The sequence below is a fragment of the Romboutsia sp. CE17 genome, assembly GCF_012317385.1.
Lineage (GTDB): Bacteria > Bacillota > Clostridia > Peptostreptococcales > Peptostreptococcaceae > Romboutsia_E.
The window spans coordinates 2,737,489-2,756,209 of the sequence record NZ_CP051144.1; the positions used below are offsets into that span (position 1 = coordinate 2,737,489).

23 protein-coding genes are annotated in these 18,721 nt (G+C 28.4%); 1 reads left to right on the forward strand and 22 read right to left on the reverse strand.

The features are described from left to right. Positions 1-4 precede the first annotated feature (4 nt). The 22 genes from HF520_RS13100 to rpmH all read right to left on the reverse strand — a co-directional run bounded on the left by HF520_RS13100 (position 5) and on the right by rpmH (position 16,729). On the reverse strand, positions 5-961 hold the full coding sequence (locus HF520_RS13100) for a YybS family protein (RefSeq protein ID WP_168574411.1): 957 nt from the start codon (positions 959-961) through the stop codon (positions 5-7). Between the two features lie 6 nt (positions 962-967). Beyond that, positions 968-1,288: a MazG-like family protein gene (locus tag HF520_RS13105; protein WP_168574412.1), complete on the reverse strand. Its 321-nt coding sequence runs from the start codon at positions 1,286-1,288 to the stop codon at positions 968-970. 113 nt (positions 1,289-1,401) lie between these two features. Further along, the gene (gene rpsR / locus HF520_RS13110; RefSeq protein ID WP_071118875.1) at positions 1,402-1,629 is read right to left on the reverse strand and encodes a 30S ribosomal protein S18; all 228 of its coding nucleotides are present in this window, start codon (positions 1,627-1,629) and stop codon (positions 1,402-1,404) included. Positions 1,630-1,646: 17 nt separating this feature from the next. Then, the gene (gene ssb / locus HF520_RS13115; protein ID WP_168574413.1) at positions 1,647-2,096 is read right to left on the reverse strand and encodes a single-stranded DNA-binding protein; all 450 of its coding nucleotides are present in this window, start codon (positions 2,094-2,096) and stop codon (positions 1,647-1,649) included. 38 nt (positions 2,097-2,134) lie between these two features. After that, positions 2,135-2,413 carry a 30S ribosomal protein S6 gene (rpsF, locus tag HF520_RS13120; protein WP_168574414.1) on the reverse strand — a complete coding sequence of 93 codons (279 nt, stop codon included), beginning with the start codon at positions 2,411-2,413 and terminating at the stop codon, positions 2,135-2,137. A 273-nt stretch (positions 2,414-2,686) separates the two neighbouring features. Then, the gene (locus HF520_RS13125; RefSeq protein ID WP_168574415.1) at positions 2,687-2,872 is read right to left on the reverse strand and encodes a DUF951 domain-containing protein; all 186 of its coding nucleotides are present in this window, start codon (positions 2,870-2,872) and stop codon (positions 2,687-2,689) included. Between the two features lie 12 nt (positions 2,873-2,884). Next, positions 2,885-3,148: a DUF3343 domain-containing protein gene (locus tag HF520_RS13130; RefSeq protein WP_168574416.1), complete on the reverse strand. Its 264-nt coding sequence runs from the start codon at positions 3,146-3,148 to the stop codon at positions 2,885-2,887. A gap of 84 nt (positions 3,149-3,232) precedes the next feature. Then, positions 3,233-3,823, reverse strand: coding sequence for a sulfurtransferase-like selenium metabolism protein YedF (yedF, locus tag HF520_RS13135; RefSeq protein WP_168574417.1), 591 nt, complete (start codon positions 3,821-3,823; stop codon positions 3,233-3,235). Positions 3,824-3,917: 94 nt separating this feature from the next. Beyond that, positions 3,918-4,937 carry a hypothetical protein gene (locus HF520_RS13140; RefSeq protein ID WP_168574418.1) on the reverse strand — a complete coding sequence of 340 codons (1,020 nt, stop codon included), beginning with the start codon at positions 4,935-4,937 and terminating at the stop codon, positions 3,918-3,920. A gap of 73 nt (positions 4,938-5,010) precedes the next feature. Continuing rightward, positions 5,011-6,303, reverse strand: a complete 1,293-nt coding sequence (locus HF520_RS13145) for a helix-turn-helix domain-containing protein (protein ID WP_168574419.1) — start codon at positions 6,301-6,303, stop codon at positions 5,011-5,013. Positions 6,304-6,492: 189 nt separating this feature from the next. Next, positions 6,493-7,635 carry an aminotransferase class V-fold PLP-dependent enzyme gene (locus tag HF520_RS13150; RefSeq protein WP_168574420.1) on the reverse strand — a complete coding sequence of 381 codons (1,143 nt, stop codon included), beginning with the start codon at positions 7,633-7,635 and terminating at the stop codon, positions 6,493-6,495. Positions 7,636-7,658: 23 nt separating this feature from the next. After that, positions 7,659-8,531, reverse strand: a complete 873-nt coding sequence (locus tag HF520_RS13155; protein ID WP_168574421.1) for a ParB/RepB/Spo0J family partition protein — start codon at positions 8,529-8,531, stop codon at positions 7,659-7,661. Position 8,532: 1 nt separating this feature from the next. Then, positions 8,533-9,306 carry a ParA family protein gene (locus tag HF520_RS13160; protein WP_168574422.1) on the reverse strand — a complete coding sequence of 258 codons (774 nt, stop codon included), beginning with the start codon at positions 9,304-9,306 and terminating at the stop codon, positions 8,533-8,535. A gap of 53 nt (positions 9,307-9,359) precedes the next feature. Further along, positions 9,360-10,145, reverse strand: a complete 786-nt coding sequence (gene noc / locus HF520_RS13165) for a nucleoid occlusion protein (protein WP_168574423.1) — start codon at positions 10,143-10,145, stop codon at positions 9,360-9,362. 168 nt (positions 10,146-10,313) lie between these two features. Further along, complete coding sequence (gene rsmG / locus HF520_RS13170) at positions 10,314-11,033, reverse strand: 16S rRNA (guanine(527)-N(7))-methyltransferase RsmG (protein ID WP_168574424.1); 720 nt, start codon at positions 11,031-11,033, stop codon at positions 10,314-10,316. Beyond that, on the reverse strand, positions 11,026-12,921 hold the full coding sequence (gene mnmG / locus HF520_RS13175) for a tRNA uridine-5-carboxymethylaminomethyl(34) synthesis enzyme MnmG (RefSeq protein WP_168574425.1): 1,896 nt from the start codon (positions 12,919-12,921) through the stop codon (positions 11,026-11,028). The genes rsmG and mnmG overlap by 8 nt, the downstream gene beginning before the upstream one ends. A 119-nt stretch (positions 12,922-13,040) precedes the next feature. After that, entirely contained in the window at positions 13,041-14,420 is a 1,380-nt protein-coding gene (gene mnmE, locus HF520_RS13180) for a tRNA uridine-5-carboxymethylaminomethyl(34) synthesis GTPase MnmE (RefSeq protein WP_168574426.1), read from the reverse strand. Positions 14,421-14,539: 119 nt separating this feature from the next. Continuing rightward, positions 14,540-15,184, reverse strand: coding sequence for an RNA-binding cell elongation regulator Jag/EloR (jag, locus tag HF520_RS13185; protein ID WP_168574427.1), 645 nt, complete (start codon positions 15,182-15,184; stop codon positions 14,540-14,542). Continuing rightward, the gene (locus tag HF520_RS13190) at positions 15,156-15,860 is read right to left on the reverse strand and encodes a YidC/Oxa1 family membrane protein insertase (RefSeq protein WP_168574428.1); all 705 of its coding nucleotides are present in this window, start codon (positions 15,858-15,860) and stop codon (positions 15,156-15,158) included. The genes jag and HF520_RS13190 overlap by 29 nt, the downstream gene beginning before the upstream one ends. Positions 15,861-15,885: 25 nt before the next feature. After that, on the reverse strand, positions 15,886-16,125 hold the full coding sequence (yidD, locus tag HF520_RS13195; RefSeq protein WP_442970755.1) for a membrane protein insertion efficiency factor YidD: 240 nt from the start codon (positions 16,123-16,125) through the stop codon (positions 15,886-15,888). Positions 16,126-16,174: 49 nt separating this feature from the next. After that, positions 16,175-16,519, reverse strand: a complete 345-nt coding sequence (gene rnpA / locus HF520_RS13200; RefSeq protein ID WP_168574430.1) for a ribonuclease P protein component — start codon at positions 16,517-16,519, stop codon at positions 16,175-16,177. 75 nt (positions 16,520-16,594) lie between these two features. Next, the gene (gene rpmH / locus HF520_RS13205; protein WP_021428024.1) at positions 16,595-16,729 is read right to left on the reverse strand and encodes a 50S ribosomal protein L34; all 135 of its coding nucleotides are present in this window, start codon (positions 16,727-16,729) and stop codon (positions 16,595-16,597) included. 639 nt (positions 16,730-17,368) lie between these two features. On the opposite strand from rpmH, the gene dnaA reads away from it, so the two are divergent. Beyond that, a complete protein-coding gene (gene dnaA, locus HF520_RS13210; RefSeq protein ID WP_305848759.1) occupies positions 17,369-18,691 on the forward strand; it encodes a chromosomal replication initiator protein DnaA in 1,323 nt (440 codons plus the stop codon). Positions 18,692-18,721: the final 30 nt, after the last annotated feature.

Below are 18,721 nucleotides of genomic sequence, written 5' to 3' on the forward strand. Positions count from 1 at the left end.
CCTCCTAAGTGGACTTATAGCTTCTTACCCTTCTAAAGTCAATAATACTATCTAGCATACCTATAAGTGATATCCCCATAGTACCAAATATACCTATAAGTAAGCCTGATACTAAAATATTTTTTCCTGTACCTTGCTTTAACCACTTTTTAATATAGTAAATAGATACTGCGATACCTTGGACTATAAACATAAAATTAAATACCATTTGTAAGTTAAACATTATTGAATCTGTATATAAACCTATATTCATAAATCCTAATAATAGAACTATTAAGTATAGTGCAAATGATGTCCCTACAGCATTTCCTGGTAAGTAAAAATCTTTAAATGTAGGTTTTGCTAAATTCAGCATTTTAGTTCTCTTTAACATAAATACCTCTAAATAATATGTTATAAATGCTGCTATTAATCCTTTTAAAAACAACATTGTTGGTATCATATTCTTAGCTAAAATTAAAAAATCTTCCATATTTATATTTTTATATAAATCAATATTCATTTCTTGCATCATTTTTACTTGATCATTAAAACTAGAAGATATTAAATTTGTGAACTCGTCAATTATATTGATTTTAAAAATTACTTGTGCAAAAACATAAAAAGCTATTGTACAGATTACAAAAGCAATTGTTCCTCCATATATAGGTTCAAACTTATTACTATTTTCATTGTTTATATTATGTTTAGCTAAGTTACCTATAATTAACCCTGGAATTATGCTCATTATACATGTACTTGTTGAGTATATAGGATCTACAGTAAACATAACCACAAAAAATGTTATTATTAGTGATAAAAAAGCATATTTTCTTTCGAATAAAGTTCCTATTATTGCGTATGGAACAGGTATTGCTAGTGCAAGTATTCCTAACATTGGAACATATACCGATAATAACACTAATATTATCCCTAACGTGACTATCATTGCTGCTCTAGATAGTCCAAAATTTTTACTCAATTAGAATCACTCCTTATTGTCCATATGTTTTTTTAAATTACTTAAATCTCCGTACCAAGTTTCTATACTATGTTCTTCTTTTATTCCTATTTTTATCTTTTCTTTAATTTTATAGTCTATATCTTTAAAACTTATTCCAAGTCTTTTTGCTAAAAGGTATGTAATCATTATAATGTTAGCTAAAGTATCTTGTAACACTTCATCTACAGGTTTTACACCTTTAAATAGCAGATTAAATAAGTCACTTATACTCATTAATATCTCATTTTTCATCCATTCTATTATTTTTACATTTTTAGTAATTTCAGAACCTTTATCAAATCTCACAAATTCCCCCTCCTTAATATATAAACATTATACCATAATTTAAATGCATTAAGCAGATAAAATAGATAAACAAAAAACGAGCCCTAAGGCTCGTTTTTTAATTAGACTAAATCTTAGTCTAAAGTATATGGTAAAAGTGCTATATTTCTAGCTCTCTTTATAGCAACTGTTAATTCTCTTTGATGCTTAGCACAAGTTCCAGAGATTCTTCTTGGTAATATTTTACCTCTTTCAGTTACGTATTTTTGTAATCTTTGAGTGTTTTTGTAGTCTATTCTAGCGTCTTTAGAAGCACAGAATTGACAAACTCTTTTCTTTTTACGTCTTTTCTTGTTTATCATATTTTTCCCCTCCTTTTCTAAAATGGTATATCATCGTCATCTATAGCTTGGAATCCTTGTGGATCTAATCCTTGCGGTTCAAAGCTTGGTTCAAAAGTCGGTTCTGAACCTCTAGATGTTTCTGGATATGGACTATCCATTCTATTTCTATTGCTATCTAAAGCTTGTACATTACGAGCACTTACTTTAGTAAAAGTTCTATTTTCTCCTGTTTGAGTTTTATATTGGTCAACCCTTATTGAACCTTGTATTGCAACTAATCTCCCTTTGGAAATATAGTTTGCACAGAATTCAGCTGGTTTTCCCATTACTTCAACAGGTATAAAGTCTGTTTCTTTTGTTCCATCTTTTTTAGTATAATCTCTATCGATGGCAACAGAAAATGTAGCAACTGGTGTTCCTGTTCCTGGAATATATCTAAGTTCAGGATCTCTAGTTAGTCTACCGACTAATACAACATGGTTCATAAAAACACCATCCTAATTTATAATAAGACTTTTAGTTATTAAGCAACAACTATCATGTGTCTTATTACGTTTTCGTTTATCTTTAAGTTTCTGTCTAATTCTTTAGGAACATCAACAGCAGACTTAAAGTTAACTAATACATAATGACCTTCGTTGAACTTAGCTATTGGATAAGCTAATTTCTTAGTTCCCCAAACGTCAACGTTAACTACTTCACCAGCAGTAGCAACTACTTCTTTAACCTTGTTCATAACAGCTTCTCTTGCTTCTTCATCAGCATTTGGCTTAACAACGTATACTAATTCGTAATTTTTCACTATAATTCACCTCCCTTTGGACTTAACGGCTCCGCCTTAACAGAGCAGAGAAATGAGAATAAATTCTCATACTTGCTTATTTTATCATTAATTATTAATATTGTCAATTTGAATTTATTCCTTATTATTATTTATTATTACATAATTTTTATTTATAATACGTATAGTTTTTCCATTTACTGATAATAATATTTGTATATAGCCCCCATAACTTAAATATATTTCATCCCAATCTCCCCAAAAAAGGTGGTCTAAATGACCACCTTTTTTATATTATTTATTTAAAAATTTCTTTATTCTTTTCTCTAAAGTTTCTCTATCAAGCATTATAAGACGTGAGCATTGAGTACACTTTATTTTTATATCCATTCCTACCCTTGTTATTTCAAATGCTTTACATCCACAAGCATGTTGCTTTTTTAACTCCACTATATCCCCTACTTTTAAGTCTAATGGCATTATACTTCCCTCCTAGCCTATTTGTTCTACACTTTTTTTACCATCTGTCAATTTTTGTATTTTAAATATTCCTTTATAATCAACTTCACTTTCATTTATTATATTTTTTACTTTTTCTATATCTTCATATAAAAATCTAATTGATATTCCACAACTTGCAGTTATTTCTCTTGGAGTTGGCAGAGTTGTGCATCTTATATTATTTTCATTAAGTATTTTTTCAGTTCTAATAGCATGATGAGTTGAATTAAATGATACTATATACATTTCGTTCATTTTTAGTCCTCTTTCCTATATATTATTTTAATATCCAAAAGGCTACATATGTCTATTATATGTAGCCTTTTGGATATTTATATTTTATATTGATATTGTTTGTAACGAATTTTTCATTATTTCTACTATTGTATACATATTTGTTACAGTTCCAACTTGAAGTTCTTCCTTTAACCCATAATAGTCTAAGCAAGTCCCACAAGATAGTATTTCTACGCCTGCTTTTTCTAATATTTTTAAATTTTCTATAGTGGCTTCATTCTCCGTACTAAGTTTTACACCACCATTTACCAATATAATGTGTTTTGGGTAAGGCTTGCATTCTGTTAAAGTATATATAAATCCTTTTATAAGAACTCTCCCTAATTCATCATTTCCTTCTCCCATTTTATCAGATGATATAAATATACACTTGTCTTCTAAGGCAACATTTTCATTTTTTTCTATTATAACATTTTCTCCCTTTTTTATCTCTATCGAAATAAAATCTTTTTCATTTTTAATAATATTAGCTTCACAATTAAGTGAGTTAGCTAATTTTAGTACATTTTCTTTTGCTATTTCATTATCTACAGTAGTTATAACTACTCCTTCTTCTATTTTATCTAATTCTTTTTTTGTGTTTATAACTGGCATAGGGCAGTTTAAGCCTCTTGCATCAACTTCAATTATCATAATTAAAACCCTTCCTCGTAAATTATTTAAATTAATTCTATCATATCTATTATTTTCTTTGTTATAGATTATTTCTATATATTGATAGAAATGTTTATTCTAATTTGAAAAGTTTTATACTATTATCCAGAAATACAGCTATATGAGTTTTACCTAAAGATTTTATATCGCTTATTTTACTGTCAAATTCTTCAATTTTATTTAACTTATCACTATAAATAACATTATCAGAATATAGTATAAATGTATTGTTTATCCCTTCTACATCAAACTTTTCTCCATTTGTTTTTATTTCTTTATATTTTTTATCTTTTATATACCCTAATTTGCCTGTGGAATCTGTTATAAAAATAGTATCTTCGCTACCCTTTTCAAAGGAGCTTATATTACCTAAATTTATTGTTTTTATTGATTTTAAATTTTGGTCTAAAATTTCTACACTATTTTCTAATACAACATATACATCATTATCGATAATTAATAAGTCTAAAACAATATCGTTAAATGTTGTTTCATCTTTTAAATTTCCATTTTCATCGTATATAACTATTTTATTTTCAATTTTATCTGTAATACTAACATAAGATACTAATATGTATTGATCTAGTCTATTTATATTAGTTACATTTCCATCTATCTCAATTTTATTATTTAATTCACCATCATTGTTAAAAATTTTTAAGATTTCATTAGTATCACTTTCGGATACACTTACAAAAACATATTCATTTATACTTTTATATAAAAATGTTTCTTGTGAAACATTCATAGAAAACTTTACTTTTCCACTCTCATCTATACTATAGCACCTATTATTATCCTTGTTAATTATATCTATATAGTTATCTATATTGATACTAGAATTTTCTATATTTATATCTTGACTGTATTCTTCTTCACCATTTTCATTTAAAATAATTAATTTATTTCCATCTAATACACAAAGTTTATCTTTATATATTATACCTCTCACTTTATCTACAGTATCTATTGAATTTACTTCTTTTACATTTTCAGCGCTTACATTTAAGTTTTTCAAAATATTTATCTTACTCGGATTTATAGATATTAATAATAATAAAGCTATTATTATTAATATAGTCATTTTTTTCATACACATCACCTCCCTAACACATATGTTATTTATTCTATAAAAGAAAAAAGACTCCTTTTTTCAAAGAGTCTTTTTAAATTATTTCTAAGTTTTTATATACAAATACACCTTTTTGGTAGTATTCTAATTCTTTTTCTTTTGATATATTTGAGTATAATTGACCTAGCTCTATGTATAAATTTGCAAGTAGCTTATAATCTTCTATATTAGAAACTATTTCTATACATTTAGTTAAGTATTCTATTGCTAATTCAATTTCATTTTCTTTTTTATAAATATCAGCATAAAACTTTAAAGATTTATATTCACTTAATTTATTTTTATTTTTTATAGATGATGCTAGTGTTAATTTACAATATTTTCTAGCTAAATTATATTCATCATCATCAATATATGATTGTATCATTTTAAATAAGCCTTCTAACATATATTGATCTTCATCATTTTTCTTTATGTCATATGCTTTTTGAGAATACTCAAGTACTTTTTCAGTATCTCCCATATTTGAATATACATCACTTATTATTAAATATATATTAGCTAACTTATTTTTATCTTCTTCTTTCTCAATAAGTTCCAGGGCTCTTCTAAAGTATTCTTTAGATTCTTCATATTGACCTATGCTAAATAAACTTTTAGCTTTTAGAACCATTATCTCAGCTTCTTCTTTTATAGAGTTATTTTTTTCTAATTCATTTATCTTAGCTATATAATCTAAAGCTTTTTGAGGCTGATCTAACTTCATATAACAACTTGCCATCTTACTATAAAAGTCTTTATATAGATTTATATCTTCTTCCTTTATTTCATCTAATATTTCCTCTGCAAAATTAAAATGACTTATTGCTCCTTTATAGAAATTTTCTTTAATATAAATTTCCCCTATATATGAGTAACATTTAAATATATTTTTTCTATCATTATTTCTTATAAAGAAAAATAAAGCTTTTTCAAAGCTACTTATGGCTAAATCATAATCTTCTCTTCTTAGATGAATTTTTGCTGATAAGAAATTGCACTTTCCATAATTATCCGTTAAATTATATTCTTTGCAAATTTCTAAAGCCTTAGTTATCTGATCTTGTGCATTTTCTAGTTGATTAGTTTTGATATAGATTTCGCTTTGTAATATTAAATTATCAGTTATTTTTCTAGATTGCATCTCTTTTGTTTCTAATAAATAGTCTATACTAACATCTAATCTTTTCGCTAAGTAATCTAATAATTCATGACTAGTATGAGATTTATCCCTTTCTATATGGCTTATTTGTGCAGCAGTAATTCTATCCCCTGCTAATTCTTTTAAAGTCATATTTTTTTCTTTTCTTAACTTTTTTATTTTCTCGCCCAGACTTAATATATTCATACTTATTCCCCCCTTACTTCGTTTAACCCGTTGTATATATTATAATATAATTATAACTTATGTTTATCTTAAAAACACTATTTAAAATTACAATATTTTCCTAAATTTTATAATTTTCACATTTATACATCTTTTTTATTACATAAAATAAGGAAGTGTTTTAAATTTTTCAAACACTTCCTTTGGTTATTAATTATTTATTGAAATTTCTTTCAATGCTTCTATTGTTTTATCTATATCATCCTTTGTAGTAAAATAACCTAAACTAAATCTTACTACCCCTTGTTCTAAAGTTCCTAAAGTTTTATGAGCTAGTGGTGAGCAATGAATCCCTGATCTTGTTGCAATATCATACTCACTGTCTAATAAGTATGTTACTTCTCCAGAATCCATGTTTCCTATATTTAGTGCTATTACAGCAGCTTTTTCTTCTATGTTTTTAGTTCCATATATTATTATATTAGGTACTTCGCTTAACCTATCTATCATATATTTGCATAATTCTTCTTCATATTTTCTTATATTATCTATACCTTCTTCTAATATGAATTTTATACCTGCATTTAATCCTGCAATACCAGGAGTATTATTAGTACCAGATTCATATCTATCTGGAACTAAGTCTGGTTGAAATAATTCTTCAGACCTACTTCCTGTTCCACCTTCTTTTAATATTTGTATGCTTAATCCTTCTCTTATATATAAAATTCCCGTGCCTTGTGGTCCAAATAAGCATTTATGTCCAGGAGCTGCTAGCATATCTATATTCATAGATTTTACATCTATTTGATATACCCCTGCTGTTTGCGATGCATCTACTAAGTATAAAATATTATGTTTTTTAGCAATTTCACCAACTCTTTTTATGTCAATTAATGTTCCACATACATTAGATGCATGAGTTGTTACAATTAACTTAGTGTTTGGTCTTATTGCATTTTCTAAATCTTTATAATTTAAAAATCCATCTTTATCACAATTTACTATAGTGTTTTCTATGCCATATTCTTCTAAAGCCTTTATTGGTCTTATTACAGAATTATGCTCCATACTAGTAGTTATTATATGATCTCCACTAGATACACTACCTTTTATAGCTAGATTTAAAGAATCTGTGGCATTACTTGTAAATACTATATTCATTGGATTATCTATATTAAATAACTTTGATATATTTTCTCTAGTATCGTATATTTCTCTAGCAGCTCTCATTGCCAACTTATGTCCTGCTCTTCCAGGATTTGCACAATAATTTTTCATGCAATCTAATACCGCCTCATATACTGATTCTGGCTTAGGATATGTTGTTGCTGCATTGTCTAAATAAATCATATTTAATTTCCTTTCCTTAAGTGTTACATATCTTCAAGTAACATAGATATTATATTATTTAACTCATCATCATTATAATATTCGATTTCTATTTTACCTTTTTTCTTGCCTTGAGATATATTTACCTTCGTTCCAAATACATTTCTTAGTCTTTCTTCCACATCAACAATAAATATATCTTTTTCTTTTTTACTAGGAATATTTACTTCTTGTTGCTCACTTATTTTTTTAGCTAGATTTTCAGTAGCCCTTACAGATAATCCTTCTTCTGCAATTTTATTTGCAATTTCTAACTGTTTATCTAAATCGGTAATTCTAAGTAAAGCTTTACCATGGCCAGCTGTTATTTCACCATACTCTATCATATTTAAAACTTCTTTTCTTAGATTTAATAATCTTATAGTATTCGTTATATGCGGTCTACTTTTTCCTACTGCCTCAGATATCTCTTCTTGAGTAACATGATGATTATTAATCAAACTTCTGTATGCTAATGCTTCTTCTACTGGATTTAAGTCTTCTCTCTGTAGATTTTCAATAAGAGCTATTTCCATTATATCTCTTACTGGTAAATCCTTTATTACAGCTGGTATAGAGTCTTTTTTAGCCATTCTACTAGCTCTATATCTCCTTTCACCAGCAATTATCATATATTTTCCATTTTCATCAGGCTTTACAACTATAGGTTGTAAAACACCATATGATTTTATAGAATCTGATAGTATTTTTATCTTTTCTTCATCAAACCTTTTTCTTGGTTGCTCATCATTTGGATATACCTTATCTATATTTAAATCAACTATTTCTTTCTTATCAAAATTTGTTTCTAATTCAGGTATCAATGCACTAAGTCCTTTCCCTAATCTGTTGCTTCTTTTAGATGCTCTTTTCTCCATATTATATTATATCCTCCTCTAAATCTATAAACTCTTCAGCTAGTTCTAAATAGGCAACTGCACCCTTACATTTAGTATCATAATAAATAACTGGCATTCCATGACTTGGTGCTTCTGCTAATCTAACATTCCTTGGTATAAGCGTTGTATATACACTTCCTTTAAAGTATTTTTTTACTTCTTCAACAACTTGAATCGATAAATTAGCTCTTCCATCAAACATACTTAATACTACTCCCTGAATGCTTATATCTGGATTAAGTCTTGTTCTTACTAATTTTATAGTTTCCATCAACTGACTAACTCCTTCTAAGGCATAATACTCACATTGTATTGGTACTAAAACACTATCAACTGATGTTAAACAGTTTATAGTAAGCATTCCTAGGGAAGGTGGGCAGTCAATAAATATATACTCATATTCCTCGGCTACCTCTTTTATTGCATTTTTTAATATATACTCTCTGTCATCCATAGCTGCAATTTCAATTTCTGCGCCAGCAAGATCTGTAGCTGAAGCTACTATGTCTATATTTTCAAATTCAGTATGTATAATAGCATCCTTCATACTAATACCATCTAACATTACTTCATATATGGTATTTTCAACTTCATTTTTTTCTATCCCATATCCACTAGTTGTATTTCCTTGGGGATCCAAATCTAATACCAGAACTTTTTTCCCCATTTTACCTAAACTAGCACTTAAGTTTACATTTGTTGTAGTTTTCCCAACTCCACCTTTTTGATTAAATACTGCAATTATTTTGCCCATGAGTTTTCCCCCTCTAACACTTTTAAAAAAAGATTACTGCTAAGCAGTAATCTTTATTTTTTAGGAATTCTTACAACTACTTCCATGTAGTCTCCCTTATCTATTTCATTATACTTAGCTTTAATACCTGTATTTAATATAGCATCGAAAGCTTGCTTTATTGTATTTAAATATATTCTTATTCCCATAGAAGCTTTTATGCTTTGTTTTTTTTCAGGTTCATCTGCTGCTTCTAAACTTTCTATTATATCCTTTATTAACTTTTCTGTCTTTTTTACAGTAAGCTCATTTTTTATAATTTTGTCTAGAACTTCTTTCATTAATTCTTCTGTTGGCAATTTAAGAAGAGCTCTTGCATGTCTTTCTGTTAATCCATTTTCAACTAACTTTATCTTAACTTCTGATGGGAGTCTTAATATTCTAAGTTTGTTAGCTATTGTAGATTGATTTTTACCTAACTTTTCGGCTAACTGTTGTTGCGTAAAACTATGTTCTTTTATTAAACTTTCATATCCCATAGCTTCTTCTATAAAATTTAAATCTTCCCTTTGAAGGTTTTCTAATAAAGCTAAAACTGCTGAAGATTCATCAGACATATTATGTACTATAGCCGGTATAGTTTCAAAGCTAGCAAGTTTTGCTGCTCTAAATCTTCTTTCGCCAGCTATTAATTCATATTTATCATCTTTTTGTCTAACAGTTACTGGTTGAAGTATCCCATAGACTTTTATAGAGTTACTTAACTCTTCTAACGCAGTTTGCGAAAACACTTTTCTTGGTTGGTATGGATTTGGAACTATATTTTCTATAGGTATCTCCACAACTCTTTTATCTTCCATAACATCCCTCTCTCATTAGATATAAATATATTTGAATTCCAATAGATATTTACATTATTAATTTAATATGAGTATAATATTTCTTCATATACTTACTTAATCCTTCTATTTTATAGAAATTCTATAAAATAAATGCATAATTAAATTCCATAAAGTATCTATTTCTATTTATTTTATAGGACTTTTGGCAGGTTTCCCAGCTTTTCTTGGATATTTTTCAGGAGTATTTCTAACTTTCTTAAATACTAATATATTATGTTTTAATTCTTCATTAGGTAGCTCAATATCTATCTTTTCAACAAATTCTAACCCTAAGATATCCATTGCTGCTTTAGATTCTTCTAGCTCTAAGTTAGCATTTGGACCTTTTAGACACACAAAATATCCTCCTAATTTTACAAATGGAACACAAAACTCCATTAAAATAGGTAATCCGGCAACTGCTCTAGCTGTTGCTACGTCATATTGTTCTCTATACTCTGGATTTTTTCCAAAATCCTCAGCCCTACCATGTATAAACTCTATATCTTCAAGTTTTACACTGTTGCTGACTTCTTGAAGGAAATTAATTCTTTTATTTAAAGAATCTAAAAGAGTTAATTTTATATTCTTTAGACATATTTTAAGTGGTAGCCCTGGAAAACCAGCTCCAGTTCCTACATCTATCAAAGATATTCCATCTTTTATATATCCTTTACTTACAGCTGAAATAGAGTCTAAGAAGTGCTTAATAAACACTTCTTTTTCTTCTTCTATCCCAGTTAAATTCATTTTTTGATTCCACTCAACCAATAGCTCTCTATATGTTTTCAAGTCACTTATCATTTGGTCATTTACATCTATACCAAAATCCTTAATTCCTTGTCTTAATATATCTTCGTTAGTCATTCTTTCCTCCTCTATTTCTTTTCATTTGTTCTAAATATATTAGAAGAACTGAAATATCTGCAGGAGAAACTCCTGATATACGCGATGCTTGTCCTATAGATATAGGTTTTATATTATCAAGCTTTTGTCTAGCCTCTATTCTAAGACCATCTATAGATGCATAGCTAATATCTTCTGGAAGTTTTCTATTCTCTAACTTTTTAAATTGATCTATTTGCTTTAATTGCTTATCTATATAACCTTCATATTTAGTCATTATCACACATTGTTCTTTTACTTCATCTGATACATCTTCTCCAGCGCCTTTACCTATTGCTTCTATTAAATCATAAGTAACTTCTGGTCGCTTTAAGAACTCATATAAAGATAATCCTACCTTTATCTCTGATGCTCCTAATTCTAACAATTTCTCATTAACTTCTTTAGGAGTAACTCTTTCAGTTTTTAATCTCTCTAATTCTTTTTCTACTGCTGCTTTTTTATTTAAGAATCTTTGATATCTTTCTTCTGAGACAAGCCCTATATCATACCCTCTTTGAGTCAGTCTCATATCTGCATTATCTTGTCTTAAATATAATCTATACTCTGATCTTGATGTCATCATTCTATATGGTTCATTAGTTCCTTTTGTAACTAAGTCATCTATTAGAACACCTATATAAGCTTCCGATCTATCAAGTACAAAAGGTTCTTTACCTTCTATTTTCATAGCAGCATTTATACCTGCAATAAGACCTTGTGCTGCAGCCTCTTCATATCCTGAAGTTCCATTAAATTGTCCTGCACTGAATAAGTTTTCTACACCTTTTATTTCTAAAGATATTTTTAATTGTGTTGGGTCTATACAATCATACTCAATTGCATAAGCTGGTCTCATCATTTTTGCATTTTCAAGACCTGCTACACTCTTATACATTTGTACTTGTACTTCATAAGGTAAACTTGTAGATATACCTTGAATATACATTTCTTTTGTATCTAAACCTTCTGGTTCTATAAATATTTGATGCGAATCTTTATCATTAAATCTTACAACTTTATCTTCTATAGATGGGCAATATCTAGCACCTGTACTTTCTACTTTTCCACTATACATCGCTGATCTACCTAAGTTGTTCATTATTATTTCATGTGTACCTACATTAGTTCTTGTTAAGTAACATGGTTCTTGATCTATTTCTAACTTATCTGTTAGGAATGAGAATGGAGTTATCTTTTCATCTCCTTCTTGTATTGTCATTACCGAAAAATCAATACTATCTCTGTGTATTCTAGCTGGTGTTCCAGTTTTAAATCTTCTCATATTTAATCCTAATTTAACTAAGCTCTCTGTTAGATTTTTAGCGTATCCTAAGCCATTAGGACCTTCCATGAAAGAAACTTCTCCCATATATATTTTAGAATTTAAATAAACACCTGTTGCTAATATAACTGCCTTTGCATAATATTCACAACCTAACTTAGTAATAACGCCTTTAACTACATTTTCTTCATGAATTATATCTATAACCTCATCCATAACTACATCTAAGTTTGGTTCGTCTTCTATAGTTTTCTTCATTTCTACATGGTATTTAAATTTATCCGCTTGTGCTCTTAGTGAATGTACTGCTGGCCCTTTGGCAGTATTAAGCATTCTACTTTGTATAATTGTTTTGTCAGCATTTATACCCATTTGACCACCAAGAGCATCTATTTCCTTAACTAATTGCCCTTTCCCTGTTCCACCTATATTAGGATTACATGGCATCATGGCTATTGAATCTAATGTTAATGTTATCATTAACGTCTTATGGCCCATTCTTGCAGTTGCTAAAGCCGCTTCACAACCTGCATGTCCTGCTCCAACAACTATTACATCATATTGTCCTGCATTAAAGTTTTTCATGCAAATCTCCTCTCTAAAAACATTAATGTTTCACAGAAAACATTAATGTTTTATATAAATATTCGTAGTGTCACATTAATTTTATTGATTATTAAGTTATATTTTAAATATAATATTTCCTATTTTCCTATACAGAAATTAGCAAATATTGTATCTAATAAATCTTCTTTTACCGTATCTCCGTTTATATATCCTAAGTAATCCCATATATTTTTAAAGTCTACTTCTATAAAGTCATATGGCATGTTTTGATCTATTGCAATGATCGCATCATTTATAGACTCATATGCTTTTAATAAAGCATCTTTATGTCTGGAATTTGTTATCATCAAACTAGAGGAATTTTTAACACTACCTTTGTAAACCATAGCTTCTATTTTGTCTTGTAATTCTTCAATTCCTTCATTTTGTAACGCCGATATCTTTATTATACTACTACAGTCAACATATTTCGATAATTCATCTAATTCAATTTCTTGCGGTAAATCTGTCTTATTTAGTATAACTATTGTCTTTTTATCTTCTAATGTTTCTAGAATCTCTCTATCTTCTTGAGATAAAGGTCTCGAAGAGTCTAATACCATTATTACTAAGTCAGCAGTATTATAAGATTCCTTTGATCTTTCTACACCAATTTTCTCTACTATATCTTCCGTTTCTCTAATTCCTGCAGTATCTACTATTTTAAGAGGTATTCCTTTTATATTTACGAACTCTTCAATTACATCTCTTGTAGTTCCTGCTATATCTGTAACTATTGCCCTATTTTCCCCTAATATAGAGTTTAATAATGATGATTTTCCAACATTCGGTTTACCTATTATAACTGTTTTTAGTCCATCTCTTAATATTTTTCCACTTTCTGCAGTATCATATAATTTCTTAATTTCAGTTCTTAATTCTTCAGCATTTTCTCTAAGAGTCTTATATGTTATTTCTTCTACATCTTCTTCTGCAAAATCAATAGAAACTTCTAAATGTGCTAAAACTTCCGTTACTTTAAATCTTAATTCTCTTATTTTTTTAGACAAAGTACCTTCTAATTGACTTTGAGCAACTTCATGAGCTTTGTCAGTTTTTGCTTTTATTACATCTATTATAGCTTCTGCTTGAGATAAATCTATTCTTCCGTTTAAAAATGCTCTTTTTGTAAATTCTCCAGCATCTGCTAATCTTACATCTTTTGATAGTATTAGTTCTAATATTTTCTTTACTGAAATAAATCCACCGTGGCAATTTATCTCTATTACATCCTCACCTGTATAAGACTTAGGTCCCTTCATATATGCAACTAAGGCCTCATCTATTACCTTCTCTCCGTCAACTACTGTTCCATATATTAAAGTTCTAGTGTTATAATCTTCTATTAATTTTCCTGTTACAGATTTGAATATGCTCTGTGCTACTGGTAGTGATCTTTCTCCACTTATTCTTATAATTCCAATCCCACCTTCACCAGGAGCCGTTGCTATTGCTGCTATAGTATCATCTATAAACAAGTTTATCACCTCTTATATAATAAATTTTATCTACATTATCTTAATTGTTTCCTTAATCTTTACATTATATAAAATAAATTGCAAAAATAAAACCCCCTATGACTATAGGAGGCTAAATTTTATCTTTTATATTCTATAACTAATCTTCTGTATGGATCAGTTCCTTCACTATAAGTAATTACATACTTATCATTTTGAAGTGCTGAATGTACAATCCTTCTTTCATAAGGATTCATATAATCTAATTTTCTAGTTCTCTTAGTTTTCTTAACGTCTCTAGCAACTTTATTTGCATATTTTATTAAAGATTCTTCTCTTTTAGATCTATAATTTTCTATATCTACAAGAACTCTTAAGCTTGAATCTTTATTTATTTTATTAAGTGCTAGTCCTGTTAGTAATTGAATTGAATCTAGAGTTTCTCCTCTTCTTCCTATTAAGCAAGCTGCTTCTTTGCCTTCTATACTAACCTTTATTAGATTATCTTCTTGTGCAACATTTACAGTCGCTTCAATATTTGCATTCTTTAGTATATTCTTTACAAACTTTTTTGCTATATCAATTTCATCTTCTTTTACTACTGTTATTTTATAAGTACCTTCTTTAGAACCTATAAAACCTAAAAAACCTTTACTTGGAGCTTCTAATACTTCAACCTCAAGATCTCCCTCAACTACATTTAAATTTTCATTGTTGAATGTCTCTAATGCTGAAATTATAGCCTCTTCCTTTGTTTTACTTTTTAAACTTAGGCTTCGTTTCATTTATTACTTCCTCCTTAGAGTTAGCCAGCTTAGCTTTTAAAGGATTCATTACTAAGTAATATTGTGCTATAGAGAACAAGTTACTTACTGTCCAGTATAATGCAAGACCTGCTGTGAATGTGTAACCCCAATAGAATGACATTGCTGCCATAACATAAGTCATAGTCTTCATTGGCCCCTCTGCTTGATCTGGAGGAGTCATAATTTTTTGCATTACATAAGCACTTACTCCTGAAAGTATACCCATTTCAATGTGATGTGTTGATGTTAAGCTTGATAACCATAAAAATCCTGTATCTGCTACCTTGAATGCTGCTTCATTTGTGAAAACACCATAAGCTACAGGATCTCTTAAAACACTGAATAAACCTATTATTATTGGCATTTGTATTAATAATGGTAAACATCCTGCTAATGGATTTATCTTAGCTTCTTGATATAATTTCATTATCTCTTGTTGTTGCTTTTCTGGCTTATCCTTATACTTTTCTTGTATTTCTTGTAACTTTGGCTGAATATCTTGCATTGCCTTAGTTGACTTAGTTTGCTTAATTGTAAGTGGTAATAATAATATTTTCACAAGTATTGTAAATGCTATTATTGACCATCCGTAATTTTGCACAATCTCATAAATAACTCTTAAAACATGACCTAATAAATTACCAATTATGTTCAATTCTCTATACCTCCTAGAGTATCTTTTATTTTAGAGGGTCATAACCTCCGGGATGAAAAGGATGGCATTTCAATATTCGCTTTATTGTCAGATACATACCTTTAAATAAACCATACTTTTTAAATGCCTCTATAGAATATTGCGAACAAGTGGGATAAAATCTACAAGTAGGTCCCTTTAGAGGGGAGATATACTTCTGATATAATTTTATTAAACAAATACATAATTTCGATAAGTATGTACCTATTTCCTTCATTATAAACATTATTTTGTTCAACTTGAAAACCTCCACGATACAATACCCCATATGTACCTTATATATACATTTCTGCTTTTTTAACAAGATGCTTCATAGATTTTTCTATATCTTTATATTCAGCATCTTTTATAGCAACTCTTGCAATAAAAACTATGTCATATCCGATTTTAACGTTTTCATCTATATTCAATCTATAGGCTTCCTTGATTCTTCTTCTTACCTTATTTCTTATAATCGCTTTTCCTACCTTTTTTGATACTGATATTCCAATACGACTATTTTCTGATTTATTATTTAGTATATACATTACTAGATATCTACTTGCAAAAGACTTGCCGTGTTTATATACTTTTCTAAAATCAGAGTCTTTTTTTAAACCTTGTGTTCTATTAAAGTCCATATTTTATCCTCCATAAACACAGCTTCTACTATTTTTCTACACAAAAAGGCCACTTTTAAGCGGCCCTTTTAGCTATTAGTGAGTTAATCTCTTTCTTCCTTTAGCTCTTCTTCTTTTTAACACGTTTTTTCCGTTAGAAGTTTTCATTCTTTTTCTGAATCCATGTTCTTTCTTTCTTTGTCTTTTCTTTGGCTGATAAGTTCTCTTCATTCTATTTGCACCGCCTTTCAGATTTTTTCCGTTTTATTTTTATACTTTATTATTAAAATAACAACTTTACCCTCAAAGTAAACATAACACATACAATTATAAATGCTTTTATTTTAGTTGTCAACGTGTTTTTGGGGTGTTATATACACAAAAAATTCGTTCTATTTATACAAATGTACATAAGCTTCTTATTATAATATCTATATTCGTATAAAAAACAGTAGATTTTATATCTGTGTGTATTTTTATCAACAATATCATAATACTGTGGATAAATTCCTCATATCATATTGAAGTTTGGCATATATTCTGATATTATTAATATACCTGTTGATAATGTTAATAAATTTATCAACTATTTCAATTTTATTCACAAGCTGTGGATATAAATGTGTATAACTTATAAATCATACGACAATACTTTAGTTATAATGTCATTTATTATTAATTTATACTATTTATAACTTTATATACATATTGTTTATATCTTTTAGTTTTTACGATTAAATTTGACTTATTTTATATTATCCACATCATTATCCATAACTTTAAATATTCATTTTTATTTATATAGATTTTTTTAATTTTTGTTAATAACTTTGTGGAAAATGTTAATTATTTTGTTCGGAGGTTTACATTATGGATATAGTTTCTTTATGGGACAAGACACTACAATTAATAAAAGGCGAACTCTCTCGTCCTAGCTTTAATGCTTTTTTTAAGCAAATAGTTCCTTTAAAAATTTACTCAAATGATTTAATTCTTCTAGTTCCTAATGAATTTACAAAAAGCATACTAGAAGATAGATACTTAACTCTGATAGAAGGTTCAATAAATCAGTTCTCATTAAAAAAATACAACGTAAAGTTTGTATTAAACGAATCAGAAGTTGAAGGCTTAGACGAAGAAGATAATAAACCTTCTAATATAAAGAAGAATTATCCTAATTTAAATCCTAAGTACACTTTTGATACGTTCGTTATTGGTAATAGTAACAGATTTGCTCATGCAGCTTGCGTAGCTGTTGCTGAATCCCCTGCAAAAGCATACAATCCTCTGTTTTTATATGGAGGTGTTGGATTAGGAAAAACACATTTAATGCATGCAATTGGGCACCATATATTAACTGAAAAAAAGGATCCAAAAGTTGTTTACGTTTCTTCTGAAAAATTTACAAATGAACTTATAAATTCTATAAAAAATGATCGAAATGAAGAATTTAGAAATAAATATAGAAATGTAGATGTACTTTTAATAGACGACATTCAATTTATAGCAGGTAAAGAAGGTACTCAAGAAGAGTTCTTCCATACATTTAATTCATTACATGAAGCAAATAAGCAAATAATCATATCTAGTGATAGGCCTCCAAAAGAAATACCTACATTAGAAGATAGATTAAGATCAAGATTCGAAATGGGTCTTATAACAGATATTCAAGCCCCAGATTTCGAAACTAGAATCGCAATACTTAGAAAGAAAGCTCAAATGGAGCGTATAGATGTTCCAAATGAAGTAATGACTTATATTGCCAAAAATATAAAATCAAATATAAGAGAATTAGAAGGAGCCCTGACAAGAGTTGTCGCTTATTCTTCTCTTACAAACAGACATATATCTTTTGATCTTGCTACAGAAGCACTAAAAGACATCATAACTACTTCTAAAACTGAAGAAATTACAGTTAATAGAATAAAAGAAAAAGTTTCAAATGTTTTTAATATAAAAATGGAAGACTTTAATTCTAAAAAAAGAACAAGATCCATAGCTTATCCAAGACAAATTGCTATGTATATTTGTCGTGAACTAACAGACTTATCTCTACCTAAAATAGGTGAGGAATTTGGAGGAAGAGATCATACTACAGTTATTCATGCTCATGACAAGATTTCAAGAGATATACAAGAAAATGATGACATAAAAGCTAAAATAGATAAAATTATGTCCGAATTAAAAGGCTAATATTATACACATTTGTCTGTTAATATCGTT

Bases quoted from the DNA above. Each gene is read 5' to 3' on its own strand.
- rpsR (WP_071118875.1), bottom strand. From the start codon at position 1,629: ATGATAAACAAGAAAAGACGTAAAAAGAAAAGAGTTTGTCAATTCTGT.
- jag (WP_168574427.1), bottom strand. From the start codon at position 15,184: ATGAAACGAAGCCTAAGTTTAAAAAGTAAAACAAAGGAAGAGGCTATA.
- HF520_RS13160 (WP_168574422.1), bottom strand. From the start codon at position 9,306: ATGGGCAAAATAATTGCAGTATTTAATCAAAAAGGTGGAGTTGGGAAA.
- noc (WP_168574423.1), bottom strand. From the start codon at position 10,145: ATGGAAGATAAAAGAGTTGTGGAGATACCTATAGAAAATATAGTTCCA.
- HF520_RS13140 (WP_168574418.1), bottom strand. From the start codon at position 4,937: ATGAAAAAAATGACTATATTAATAATAATAGCTTTATTATTATTAATA.
- HF520_RS13130 (WP_168574416.1), bottom strand. From the start codon at position 3,148: ATGAACGAAATGTATATAGTATCATTTAATTCAACTCATCATGCTATT.
- HF520_RS13145 (WP_168574419.1), bottom strand. From the start codon at position 6,303: ATGAATATATTAAGTCTGGGCGAGAAAATAAAAAAGTTAAGAAAAGAA.
- yedF (WP_168574417.1), bottom strand. From the start codon at position 3,823: ATGATAATTGAAGTTGATGCAAGAGGCTTAAACTGCCCTATGCCAGTT.
- HF520_RS13150 (WP_168574420.1), bottom strand. From the start codon at position 7,635: ATGATTTATTTAGACAATGCAGCAACAACATATCCTAAGCCAGAATCA.
- HF520_RS13155 (WP_168574421.1), bottom strand. From the start codon at position 8,531: ATGGAGAAAAGAGCATCTAAAAGAAGCAACAGATTAGGGAAAGGACTT.
- dnaA (WP_305848759.1), top strand. From the start codon at position 17,369: ATGGATATAGTTTCTTTATGGGACAAGACACTACAATTAATAAAAGGC.
- mnmG (WP_168574425.1), bottom strand. From the start codon at position 12,921: ATGAAAAACTTTAATGCAGGACAATATGATGTAATAGTTGTTGGAGCA.
- ssb (WP_168574413.1), bottom strand. From the start codon at position 2,096: ATGAACCATGTTGTATTAGTCGGTAGACTAACTAGAGATCCTGAACTT.
- rnpA (WP_168574430.1), bottom strand. From the start codon at position 16,519: ATGGACTTTAATAGAACACAAGGTTTAAAAAAAGACTCTGATTTTAGA.
- HF520_RS13125 (WP_168574415.1), bottom strand. From the start codon at position 2,872: ATGCCATTAGACTTAAAAGTAGGGGATATAGTGGAGTTAAAAAAGCAA.
- rpmH (WP_021428024.1), bottom strand. From the start codon at position 16,729: ATGAAGAGAACTTATCAGCCAAAGAAAAGACAAAGAAAGAAAGAACAT.
- yidD (WP_442970755.1), bottom strand. From the start codon at position 16,125: ATGTTTATAATGAAGGAAATAGGTACATACTTATCGAAATTATGTATT.
- rsmG (WP_168574424.1), bottom strand. From the start codon at position 11,033: ATGACTAACGAAGATATATTAAGACAAGGAATTAAGGATTTTGGTATA.